Origin of the sequence: Microcystis sp. CS-574 (assembly GCF_028329095.1) — a bacterium.
GTDB lineage: Bacteria > Cyanobacteriota > Cyanobacteriia > Cyanobacteriales > Microcystaceae > Microcystis > Microcystis ichthyoblabe_A.
Window position 1 is genome coordinate 1 of record NZ_JAQMSY010000193.1, and the last position, 12,188, is coordinate 12,188.

General features: G+C 44.7%; 10 protein-coding genes and 1 pseudogene. 6 read left to right on the plus strand and 5 right to left on the minus strand.

Translation table 11 applies throughout. The annotated features are described in order from the left end of the window. The 5 genes and pseudogenes from PN470_RS15490 to PN470_RS15510 form a co-directional block, all read left to right on the plus strand. Nucleotides 1-185: pseudogene (locus PN470_RS15490) on the plus strand (hypothetical protein); the annotation flags it as partial. 244 nt (nt 186-429) lie between these two features. Continuing rightward, the gene (gene ilvB / locus PN470_RS15495; RefSeq protein ID WP_002752240.1) at nt 430-2,283 is read left to right on the plus strand and encodes a biosynthetic-type acetolactate synthase large subunit; all 1,854 of its coding nucleotides are present in this window, start codon (nt 430-432) and stop codon (nt 2,281-2,283) included. Between the two features lie 525 nt (nt 2,284-2,808). Further along, nucleotides 2,809-4,386: a phosphoglycerate dehydrogenase gene (gene serA / locus PN470_RS15500; protein WP_271939332.1), complete on the plus strand. Its 1,578-nt coding sequence runs from the start codon at nt 2,809-2,811 to the stop codon at nt 4,384-4,386. Nucleotides 4,387-4,645: 259 nt separating this feature from the next. After that, nucleotides 4,646-5,542, plus strand: coding sequence for a 50S ribosomal protein L11 methyltransferase (gene prmA, locus PN470_RS15505; protein ID WP_272104768.1), 897 nt, complete (start codon nt 4,646-4,648; stop codon nt 5,540-5,542). 331 nt (nt 5,543-5,873) lie between these two features. Next, entirely contained in the window at nt 5,874-6,317 is a 444-nt protein-coding gene (locus PN470_RS15510) for a molybdenum cofactor biosynthesis protein MoaE (protein WP_002746835.1), read from the plus strand. 2 nt (nt 6,318-6,319) lie between these two features. On the opposite strand, the gene PN470_RS15515 is transcribed toward PN470_RS15510, so the two are convergent. Both PN470_RS15515 and PN470_RS15520 read right to left on the minus strand, forming a co-directional pair. After that, entirely contained in the window at nt 6,320-7,399 is a 1,080-nt protein-coding gene (locus PN470_RS15515; protein WP_271937248.1) for an AOC03_06830 family ribosome hibernation factor, read from the minus strand. A gap of 260 nt (nt 7,400-7,659) precedes the next feature. After that, nucleotides 7,660-9,222 carry a B12-binding domain-containing radical SAM protein gene (locus PN470_RS15520; protein WP_272104769.1) on the minus strand — a complete coding sequence of 521 codons (1,563 nt, stop codon included), beginning with the start codon at nt 9,220-9,222 and terminating at the stop codon, nt 7,660-7,662. Between the two features lie 276 nt (nt 9,223-9,498). Between PN470_RS15520 and PN470_RS15525 the strand changes: the two genes are divergently transcribed. Beyond that, nucleotides 9,499-9,642, plus strand: a complete 144-nt coding sequence (locus PN470_RS15525) for a high light inducible protein (protein WP_002734821.1) — start codon at nt 9,499-9,501, stop codon at nt 9,640-9,642. 142 nt (nt 9,643-9,784) lie between these two features. Here the strand turns inward: PN470_RS15525 and PN470_RS15530 are convergent, their stop codons facing one another. The 3 genes from PN470_RS15530 to PN470_RS15540 form a co-directional block, all read right to left on the minus strand. Then, nucleotides 9,785-9,970: a transposase gene (locus tag PN470_RS15530; RefSeq protein WP_069475183.1), complete on the minus strand. Its 186-nt coding sequence runs from the start codon at nt 9,968-9,970 to the stop codon at nt 9,785-9,787. A gap of 226 nt (nt 9,971-10,196) precedes the next feature. Further along, nucleotides 10,197-11,156, minus strand: coding sequence for a quinolinate synthase NadA (gene nadA / locus PN470_RS15535; RefSeq protein WP_002731625.1), 960 nt, complete (start codon nt 11,154-11,156; stop codon nt 10,197-10,199). A 404-nt stretch (nt 11,157-11,560) separates the two neighbouring features. After that, nucleotides 11,561-11,986, minus strand: coding sequence for a CoA-binding protein (locus PN470_RS15540; RefSeq protein ID WP_002733015.1), 426 nt, complete (start codon nt 11,984-11,986; stop codon nt 11,561-11,563). Nucleotides 11,987-12,188: the final 202 nt, after the last annotated feature.

The following is a 12,188-nucleotide window of genomic DNA, read 5'->3' on the forward strand; positions in this document are numbered from 1 at the left end:
ACTGTGGGACTCACCATGACCGAGATATTAACGCCAGTAAAAACATTTTGGCCGCAGGGCTTGCGGTGTCAGTCTGTAGAGCGACCATAAGACCAGAACAGAGTAAATCTGTTAAGGCAAGTGCGAAAAATCCTTCGGGAAAGAAGCAGAAACCGTTCGGACCCCGGCGTGAGACTTCGGCGTGAGACTTCGGCGTGATCTCAGTCGAACGCTCAGTCGAACGCTGAGCTCACGGCCGAAGCCCACACCCCACACCCCACTTCCCAGATATTGCATGGGTAAGATGCAAAAAGAAAAAAAACTGCAGCCAAAAAGGTGAGATGGAATACACTAAAAGTATAAGGTTATCAATTTTGCTATTTTTCAAGTTGCATCCTAGGCAACAGAATTGCAATTATCCCTCTAGTTAGAAATTGGACGGTTTGCCCTGTGGTTTCATCACTTCCCAAGCCCAATAACTCTTTAACAACGGTTCCCCAGCGTTGTTCTGGTGCTTATGCCTTGATGGACAGTCTCAAACGTCATGGCGTTAAGCACATCTTCGGTTATCCCGGAGGTGCGATCCTGCCCATCTATGACGAACTCTACCGCTTTGAAGAGCGGGGAGAATTACAACATATTTTAGTGCGCCACGAACAAGCGGCCGCCCATGCCGCCGATGCCTACGCTAGGGCTACCGGCAAAGTCGGGGTCTGTTTCGGTACTTCCGGCCCCGGGGCGACCAATTTGGTGACAGGCATCGCTAACGCACACATGGACTCCATCCCGATGGTAATTATCACCGGTCAGGTCAGCCGGGCGGCCATCGGTTCCGATGCTTTCCAAGAAACCGATATTTATGGTATTACTCTCCCGATTGTTAAACATTCCTATGTGGCTAGAAATGCCCGGGAAGTAGCGAGAATCGTCGCTGAAGCCTTCCACATCGCCAGTACAGGACGACCGGGACCGGTTTTAGTCGATATTCCCAAAGATGTCGGTTTAGAACTATGCGATTATATCCCCGTCGAACCGGGAGATGTGAAACTAACCGGTTATCGTCCCACGGTTAAGGGTAATCGCCGTCAAATCGAGGCCGCTTTGCACCTCTTGGAAACCGCCGAAAAACCCTTACTTTATGTTGGTGGAGGTGCGATCGCAGCTAATGCCCACGCCCAAATTGCCGAGTTTGCCGAGCGTTTTCAGTTACCCGTCACCACCACGTTAATGGGGATCGGTGCTTTTGATGAACATCATCCCCTCTCGGTGGGAATGTTAGGAATGCACGGCACTGCCTACGCTAATTTTGCCGTGACCGGGTGTGATTTATTAATTGCCGTCGGCGCTCGTTTTGATGACCGAGTAACGGGGAAATTGGACGAATTCGCCTCAAAAGCTAAGGTAATTCATGTGGACATCGACCCGGCGGAAGTGGGCAAAAATCGCGCCCCTGACGTGCCGATTGTCGGGGATGTGCGGGTAGTTTTAGAACAAATACTCCAAAAAGCCAGAGAATTTGATTATCCCACTAATTCCGATCGCACCCAAGCTTGGTTAGCCCAGATCGAGCGCTGGCGCCAAGATTATCCCCTGCAAGTACCCCTACCGGAAGGCAGACTTTCTCCCCAAGAAGTAATCGTTGAGGTGGGCCGTCAGGCACCCCACGCCTACTATACCACCGATGTGGGCCAGCATCAGATGTGGGCGGCCCAATTCCTCAAAAATGGCCCCCGACGTTGGATTTCTAGCGCGGGATTGGGGACGATGGGTTTCGGTTTACCCGCTGCGATGGGGGTAAAGGTGGCTATTCCCGATGAGGAGGTCATCTGTATTAGTGGTGATTCCAGTTTCCAAATGAATCTACAGGAATTGGCCACCCTAACCCAATTTAATATTCATGCCAAGACGATTATTATTAATAATGGTTGGCAGGGTATGGTACGTCAATGGCAAGAAGCTTTCTATGGGGAACGTTATTCTAATTCCAATATGGAAGCGGGAATGCCAAATGTGGAACTGTTAGCCCAAGCTTACGGCATTAAAGGGATTACTATTCGCCATCGAGATGAATTAGCCGCAAAAATTGCCGAAATGTTGGCCCATGATGGTCCAGTTTTGGTCAATGCGATCGTGACTAAAGACGAAAATTGTTATCCCATGGTTGCCCCCGGTCAAAGTAATGCCCGTATGATTGGTTTACCGAAAATTGTCACCGGGGGTTGTGAAATGCACAATTGTCCCAGTTGTGGCGCGGTTAACAGTTGGAATAATAAATTCTGTCCTGAATGTGGGGCGAAATTGTAGCTGAAAATTGTTAATTAATTAACCAGCCTCCGTTAAGTATAACGGAGGTTTTTGGCTTTTTCTCTACTGTGTGAATATCATAAGTAGGTAGGCGTTAAAAATTATCAGAAACCCCCCTTATCAAGGAAGGATCGGCACCCCCCTTATCAAGGGGGATCCCCCCGCCTATCGGCACCCCCCTTATCAAGGGGGGCGGGGGGGATCGAACCTAAAATCCATTTTTAATTTAATCATAACCAGCTACTTAGAAATTTTCAAACAGAAGCAATGACAGCCCTAGAAAAAGCCTTAGAAAAAGGAGCGGAAAACTTGATCGCCACCGTGATTAAATTAGGCATATCTCAGTGACAACGGCAAGAGCCTGACATCAACCCCATGGACGACAATTAAGAATAACAACCTAAAATCTTTTCGCTAATTTTGCCATAGACTGCACCCTTTGCTTCTAAAATGGGCTATTGCGGCTAGATACCAATATTGGTCTAGCATTTGCCCGTAGACTGAAAAAAGCACGTTATAAAGATTATGGCCAAAGTTCTGGTATCCGATTCGATCGATCCGGTAGGAGTAGAAATTCTGTCACAGGTTGCCCAAGTGGACGTGAAAACAGGACTATCCGCCGAGGAAATCATTCAAATTATCCCCGAATACGACGCACTGATGCTCCGTTCCAGTACCCGCGTCACCAAAGAAATCGTCGAAGCGGGCAGCAAACTGCAAATTATCGGCCGCGCAGGGGTAGGAGTCGATAATATCGATGTTCCCGCGGCCACTCGTCAGGGTATTATTGTCGTTAACTCTCCCGAAGGTAACACGATCGCCGCTGCCGAACACGCCTTGGCCATGATGTTATCCCTCTCCCGTCATATTCCCGATGCCAATCAGTCGGTAAAAGCGAATAAATGGGAAAGAAATCGCTTTATCGGCACAGAAGTTTATAAAAAGAACCTAGGAGTCGTCGGTTTAGGTAAAATTGGCTCCCACGTCGCCACCGTTGCTAGATCCCTAGGCATGAAAATTCTCGCCTACGATCCCTTTATTTCCAAAGAACGGGCCGATCAACTCGGTTGCACCCTGGTGGATCTAGAATTACTCTTTGCTGAGTCCGATTTTATCACTCTCCACGTCCCGAAAACTGCCGAAACCCAGCATCTCATCGGTCGGGAAACCATCGCTAAGATGAAACCCACAGTCCGCATCATTAACTGTTCCAGAGGCGGCATTATCGATGAGTTGGCTTTAATTGAAGCCCTCGAATCCGGTAGAATTGCCGGGGCAGCCTTGGATGTATTTGAACAGGAACCTTTAGGCGAATCTAGATTAAGAGAATTATCTAACGTCATCCTCACTCCCCACCTAGGTGCATCGACTACGGAAGCACAGGTGGGTGTAGCTGTTGATGTGGCCGAACAAATTCGCGATGTCCTCCTCGGTTTGCCAGCGCGTTCGGCCGTTAATATCCCCGGACTAACTCCCGATGTTATGGAAAAACTGCGCCCTTACCTGCAATTAGCGGAAACTATGGGTAATCTTGTCAGTCAGTTGGCAGGAGGTCGCTGTGACTCGTTAAATGTCCGTTTACAGGGAGAATTGGCCACTAAAGACAGTCAACCTCTGGTGGTAGCGGCAATTAAGGGCTTACTTTCCCAAGCCCTCCGGGAACGGGTAAACTATGTTAATGCGGCGATCGAAGCTAAGGAACGCGGTATCCGGGTAATCGAAACCCGGGATGCTTCCACCCGCGACTATTCGGGATCGATTCATTTGGAAGCTAATGGTTCCATGGGTACCCATTCCGTCACCGGAGCGCTGTTAAGTACGGGAGAAATCCGCATTACTGACCTCGATGAGTTCCCCATTAACGTGCCACCGAGTAATCATATGTTATTTACCCTTCACCAAGATATGCCCGGTATTATCGGCAAAATTGGCGCACTTTTAGGCAGTTTTAATGTCAATATCGCCAGTATGCAGGTAGGACGCAAAATTATTCGCGGTGATGCAGTTATGGCCCTGAGTCTCGATGATCCTCTACCGGAAGGTCTTCTCTCGGAAATTACTAAAGTCCCCGGTATCCGCGATGCTTACACAGTGAAACTCTAGATTAAATCAGTTATCAGTAAACAGTCAACAGTAATCAGTGAAAGGAAAGCTCTGCACTTGCCACTTAATACTGTTGACTGAAAACCCAAATCTGATAACTGATAACTGATAACAAGGGCCGAATCTCAGACCTAATTGGTTAAGCTAAAAGCTTTGATGTGCTTAGTTTCTAACCTTCTTTTTAGGTAGGAGAATTGTCAGATTCTGTCTTTTGCCTCTTGCCTGTTGCCTCTTGCCTTCAGAAGCTGATAACTGATATATGTCTAATAGTTGGTGGGAAATTACGGTTTTGTGCGAACCTAGTCTCGAAGAAACGGTTTTCTGGAGACTGGAAGATTTTGGCTGTTCGGGAACGGCCACTGCTAAAAAACAATCCTCTTTAGAGGTTAAGGCCTATATACCAGAAATTAAAGCGCAATTGCCCGATTTAGAGGCACTAAGCCTCTGGTTAAAGCAGGATGCTTTGATTTTAGGTTTTTCTGAACCTGTCACCAGTTGGCAGTTAATGGACGAGGAAGACTGGGCCAGCAGTTGGAAACAACATTGGCAAATTAGCGAGATCGGCGATCGCTTTTTGATCTGTCCTGCTTGGTTAAATCCTCCGGAAAATAATCAGAGATTGGTGATTAAAATTGACCCTGGTTCCGCTTTCGGCACGGGAACGCACCCCACCACCCAATTATGTTTAGAATCCCTAGAAATGCGTTTAAGTAGCCATCCAGAGAATAAAATTATCGCCGATATCGGTTGTGGTTCCGGCATACTGGCGATCGGGGCGATTTTATTGGGGGCCAAAAAAGTTTATGCTGTCGATATAGATCCCCTGGCGGTGAATGCGACGTACAGTAATCGCCATCTCAACGGGATTAACCCCGAAAATTTAGCTGTTAATCAGGGTAGTGTCGAGGAGTTATTAGAATTAATTCCCGATGGTGTTGATGGCATCGTTTGTAATATTTTAGCCGAGACAATTATCGCTTTAATGCCCGAAATCACCCGTCTGGCAAAACCCACCACTTGGGGAATTTTAAGCGGCATTCTTGTCACCCAAGCACAAGCAGTTACAGATATTTTAGAACCCCAAGGCTGGACAGTGGCTGCCCTGTGGAAACGTCAAGAATGGTGCTGTCTTCAAATTCGCCGCGCTGTGGATTAATATAGCTGTCAGCCTGGAATCAGTTATCAGTTATCAGTTATCAGTTATCAGTGAGCAGTTATCAGATTTGAGTTTTCAGTGAGCAGTATCAAGTGAGGAGTATTAAATGGCATTAACAGTGCTGTCTTGTCACTTCACTGATTACTAAGTAGGTAGGCGTTAAAAATTATCAGATGCCCCCCTTATTAAGGGGGGATTAAGGGGGGATCCCCCCGCCTATCGGCACCCCCCTTATCAAGGGGGGCAGGGGGGATCGAACCTAAAATCCATTTTAAATTTAATTATAACCAGCTACTTATTTACTATTTACTATTTACTGAAAAAAGCATCCATGACTCAAGATAGTTTTCGCATCAGTTTCGCTCCCTTGTCTTTGCAGGAAGTATATCAATTAGCCGATGATGGGGCTAATGGGGCTATTGTACTAATGAGTGGTACTGTACGGGAGCAAACCGACGGTAAACCAGTTATTTATCTTGATTATCAGGCCTACGAACCCATGGCGATGGAGGTTTTCCGGCAAATTGCTCGGCAAATTCGGCAAACCTGGCCCGACACCAATCGAGTTGTCATTCACCATCGCACTGGTAAGCTCAAAATCGGTGAAATTAGCGTCTTAGTAGCGGTGGGTTGTCCCCATCGAGGGGAAGCTTTCGCAGCCTGTCGTTATGCTATTGATACTCTTAAGCATAATGCCCCCATCTGGAAAAAAGAATACTGGTCTGATGGTTCTAGTCAATGGGTTAGTATTGGGGCCTGTGAAACGGAGTGTTAGGTCTAATAACGTAAAATCAAGGCAATTTTTTGGTAATCGTTCAAGGAATCCTCCTCGACTAAAGCTACACGTCCTCCCTTGGCCAATACCACTTCGATAATTTCATCCACTGCATCATCGATTACCTCCGTACCACCGACGTTTTCCACCAGTATCAAGTCACCATTTTCGCTTAAAACTGCGGGTACATGGTAATTTTTCTCCACTAATAACAATTTTCCTCGACCTTCCTGCGCTAAACGCCACACTTCTCCCAGGGTAGAGATAACTTTTTGAGCGCTGACTGCCGCATCCAAAGCTTGCAGAGCTTCAGTTTTTTGAGTCTGACGCACTGAATGCATAATCGGCAATACTTGTGGAATTAATTCTGACAGTGAGGTTTTGTCAAAATTGCCGGTTAAAGTGCCAACAATTGCTGATGTGTACTGTGAAACTTCTTGAAAGAAGGAAATTTGACGAACCACTCCACCCACAATCAAAGGGGAAGAATCATCAATGTCAATGTATTCACCCAGAGCATTATCTACCTGCTGGAAAAATCGCCGGATTCTATCATCTAGATAACTGGTATCGGCATCAAAGGGCAGTGGTGCGGTGGCCCCCGGTCCAGTCATTTCTAGGGGAAAATTCTGATCGCGAATTTCTTCAAGAGTTTCTCCTGTAGCTGAGATTAAACGAGTAGAACCCTGACTTAATAGTAACAGCCAATAGGGTTGTTCTCGATGTAATCCATAAACTAAATCCCGTGTAGCAAAGGTTTTATCGATGACAACCCTTGCCTGGACAGAAAAAGGCAGGTTATAAAGCTTGGCAATATCCGGACCAATATAGAGAGCTAACCCATCTAGAGTATAAGGATAATCTATTTCAGCTACTAGACTATCGAGGCGATTGAACAAAGGTTCGATTTCACGTTTAGAGAATTCTTCCGATAATCGGCGCTTTGCTTCATCGACCAAATTTTTAACGAGAATAGGGTCTTGTTTGTTATCCGGTGAGGTGCGATGGGTAGGTAAGAGAATGGAAAGGGCGGGTATTTGAGTTAGGGATTGTAGTTTCTTAAGTTCTTGACGAGTAATCATTGATTTTAGCTTGATTGATAGGGTTAAGGAGCTAAAAATACTGGCTTTATCCAGGTTTTCTCGATTTATTCAGTATTCCAGCTAACATTTTAGGGAAAAAATGTAATTATATCTAGAAAATTAAGAAATTATACTGAATTGCTTTGGCAGAGATTGAGGGAATTTTTAACCAGAAAACTAGGAATATTATTGATTTATCGATCGCCCACCATCAGGACAGAAAATGTTCAGGATGGGTAAATAACCCATCCTCGGAATAATTAGGCAGCTATGACGGTTTTTTCCGCCATTAATGCCTCTTGGCGTTGGAATTCGGCTAATTGTGCCGTAATTTCATCCCGGACAATCTGACGGTATTCCAGGAAATGCTCGTTGTGGGCGCAGACAGTGATATAGTGTTCGGCATTGGCGGGATTATGACGCAAAATACCGAATAAATTCTGCCAGAATTTCCAGCGAGTGGAACGTTTAAAGCCCTGTCGCCAGATAATTACCGCTAGGGCATAGAGATCGGCCCGACGAGGCAGTTTAAAGGCAGGTTTCGCTTTAGGTGCGCCTAATTTCAGGAAACAGCGATAGGTGCGATCGAGAAATACCTCTGGATCGTACAATTTCCAGAAGGCTTCAATATATTCTGTGGCAATATCTTCGATCGGCCGGGTGGGAACGAAATTCATCAGGGTACTTTGGTTAATGTCCTGTTTCCCCGTTAATCGTAGTCGTCCTTCTTTTTCCAAGCGAGTCCATAGGGCGGTATTCGGTAAAGCTTGTAACATTCCAAATAGAGCCGTGGGAATGGCCGCTTCTTCGACAAAATTAATAATGCGATCGGCCGCTCCTTTTTTCTCGCCATCAAAACCGATGATAAATCCCGCCATGGGGCGCAATCCGGCTTTAATAATCTTTTCTACCGTCTCGGTTAACGAACTACGGGTATTTTGGAATTTTTTGGTTAATTGTAAACTTTCTTCGTCGGGGGTTTCAATCCCTAAAAAGACCGCGTCAAAGTAACAATCAACCATCATTTCCATTAATTCGGGATCGGCGGCTAAATCCACCGATGCTTCCGTGTTAAACCGGAAAGGGTACTGGTGTTCTTCTTGCCAAACTTTTAATTCTTTGAGGAGTAATTTAACGTTGCGTTTGTTGCCAATAAAATTATCATCCACCATGAACACGCCCCGGCGCCAACCTAACTCGTAGAGATAATCTAATTCTTTTAATAATTGTGCGGGGGTTTTGGTGCGGGGTTTACGACCGTAGAGAACGATAATATCGCAAAATTCGCACTGGAAGGGACATCCCCGCGAAAACTGCACCGACATGGAATCATAAGCTTCAAAATCGAGCAGATCGTAGCGGGGGATCGGGGTAATTGTCACATCGGGTTTTTCTGTGGTGCGGAAAACACCTTTAGTTTCTCCTTTTGCCAATGCTTCCACAAACATCGGGATGGTGATTTCTCCCTCATCGAGAATCAGAAAATCGGCCTCAGCAACTTCGTGGGGGATAGAAGTGGGATAGGGACCCCCCACGGCCACCAGTTTACCCCGTTGCTTGGCTTCGTGAATTTGCTCGATTAAATCTTGACGTTGGACGATCATACCCGAAAGAATCACTATTTCGGCCCAGTCCCATTCTGCTTCTGTCACTGCCCGAATATTGCGATCGACCAGTTTAAATTCCCATTCCTGGGGTAGAATCGCCGCCACCGTCACCATACCCAGGGGAGGAAGTAAGACTTTGCGATCGACTAATTCCAGAATTTTGTTATAAGACCAGAAAGTCGGCGGAAAAACGGGATAAATCAGTAAGGCACGCATATTCACTCCTCGCTCGACGGCGATCGATTCTTGACCTTTCGCTTGATTGTAATCTTTTTCGGTCAGGGATGGGAAAACCGTTATTTAGTCTGAGAACTAGGATCAGGCTTGATTTTCGGCCGCCATTGCCCACCCTTGACCCTACCCCCATAAAAGTTTATGGCCAACATCAATAAAATTTATGTAAAGAAATGTTGCATAGTCTGGAAAGTTATGTTACATTAAATATCAAGCACTTGACTTAAACGCAATTTTCTTATAGGAAGGCAATTCACCATGGATAAGCAAGAAAACAAACTCGGTTTCACCGCTTTCGCTGAAAACTGGAATGGTCGTTTAGCCATGCTCGGTTTCGTTATTGGCGTAGCTACGGAATACTTAACCCACAAAGGCATCCTTGCTCAGTTAGGCTTAATGTAATTTCGGCCTCGACTGCTGTGCATCTACAATCATCTTGAATAAATCCTTAAAAAAAGGGGAAGAGCATAGCTCTTTCCCTTTTTAAGTGGGAGGTTGGAGAGATTTTTCAGTGATCAGTCAACAATAATCACTCATGGTGAAGCTAAGAGGTTTTAGATACCAGATGATAGAGTTGATTAAAACTCAGTTTTTGGGAGTTTTCAAAGAAATATTGGCGATAATGGTAGTTAGCTAGATTGAACAAATTTTTTGACAAGAAGGCATAATGGTCGATTTCTGACCATAAGGGATGGTTTTGACTGATAATATGACGTTCAACTACCTTCATATCTTGATTATACCTGATAACGTTCTTAAAATCTATCGGTGGCCAAAGTTACTTATTTTAGTTATCTAGCTACAGAAATGAGTAACTTTAAAAGGCTTTAGGTAGGTTTTTGGTTTCTGTGGTTAACCCAAATTATCCCTATTCTTTTTCCTTCCAGACAAACACCAGAAGAGCTAACTCTTGGGGTTGATGCTTTTCGTTTTTGAATTGGCGCACTGATAACTGATTAAGACATTTCTAACATTCTTTGAATCGGCAACAGTGCCTTAACTCTTAAATCTTCAAAAATAGTAATTTCTGGAGTTTTATCTCGCATACAGAGATACAATTTTTCGAGAGTGTTCAGTCTCATATAGGGACACTCATTACAAGCACAGTTATTTAAAGCTGGTGCGGGTATAAATGCTTTCTCTGGCGCGGATTTTTGCATCTGGTGAATAATCCCCGGTTCTGTGACGACAATAAAGGTTTTTTCGGAACTTTTCAGGGAATAATTTAATAGTGCCGTCGTGGAACCAATATAATCGGCATGGCGTAAAACCGATGATTCACACTCAGGATGGGCGATAATTTTTGCTTCTGGATGGGCAACTTTTAATTCTATTATCTTGCGTTCGGAAAAAGTTTCATGGACAATACAACTACCCTGCCAAAGAACTAAATCTCTGCCAGTTTGCTGACTGACATAACGGCCTAAATTGCGATCAGGAGCGAAGATAATCGGTTGATGGACAGGGATTTGATTCACTATTTTGACTGCGTTGGAACTGGTGCAGATAATATCACTCATGGCCTTAATTTCTGCACTGCAATTGATATAGGAAATCACGATATGATCGGGATATTGGGCTTTAAAACGAGCAAAATCTTCAGGATGACAACTATCAGCTAAAGAACATCCCGCATCTAAATCCGGCAGCAATACCAACTTATCCGGATTTAATATTTTAGCTGTCTCTCCCATGAAGTGAACCCCCGCAAATACGATTACATCTGCTGGCGTTTGGGCAGCCTGCTGGGATAAACCTAGAGAATCACCAATATAATCAGCTATATCCTGTATGTCAGAATTTTGATAGTAGTGAGCCAGAATAACGGCGTTTAATTCCCTTTTAAGCTCTTTAATTGCCGTAAATAGGTCATCAGGTAAGCTCGATCGATTTGCGGGTTGAACAGTTGTGAACACGGTGAGATTTATGGTTATTTTTACCAAATACTAAACAAGTCTCTACATCATAGCAAATTTTTCCAAGAAGAGACCACAAACAAAAAAAGCTTGATACAACAGCGCTCAAACGACTGACAACCAAGCCCCGATAATACCATTTGGCTCTTCTAGGTTCTGTGTGATAAGTTTAACTTACAATATGATTGATCAGTCTTTGTGTCCTTTGTGTCTTTGTGGTTCGTTCCACCCCCTCGCTAGGAAGAATGTATCTTAGAATACATTTTACCCGCCAAACCCAAGAGAGCCACCATTTTTCAAAAAGTATATAGCGTGTTCTATTCGCACGAGGTACATTATTGATGTTCAAAAGCTTAATCAGCAAAGGTTTAAATGTGCCGTACAGGTACGAGAACCGCTATAGTTTATTTTTGGGAAATCCCTAAACGCTGATATTCTATCTGGATACAAGCATCCATAATCACATTTAAACCCGCCTCGATCGCCCTTTTTTCCGCAACTGGGTGATAAATTTTCAATTGTGTCCAAAGGGTAGCAGCCTGAATAGCAATAGCTGACTCGACAATTTCAGGTAGATAATCAGGATGACGAAAAACGTTAACAATATCCACGGGTTCAGGGATAGCCTCTAGAGAAGGATAGCACCTTTGACCATCAATTTGCTTGACCATCGGATTGACAGGATAGACTCGATAACCCACCGCTTGCAGAAATTTGGCTACCTGATAGCTGGCGCGACTCGATTTCTCAGAATGCCCCACCACTGCGATAATTTTACTATTGCTGAAAATGGTTTTGAGCGCACCATCGTCTCCTTTAATATTCGGCATTGTCCCACCTATCTTAGAACAGAGTTTCGTTTCCCATAAAGATGAAGTGTAACCTAATTTGGTATCGACTTTTAACTGCAGCTTTAGCCCCTCTGGAGAACTGGCAGCAATGTTTAACTTTTATATCGGAAAAACAGTTAAGTAGGTAGGTGTTAAAAGTTGTCAGATACCCCCCTTATTAAGGGGGGATTAAGGGGGGATC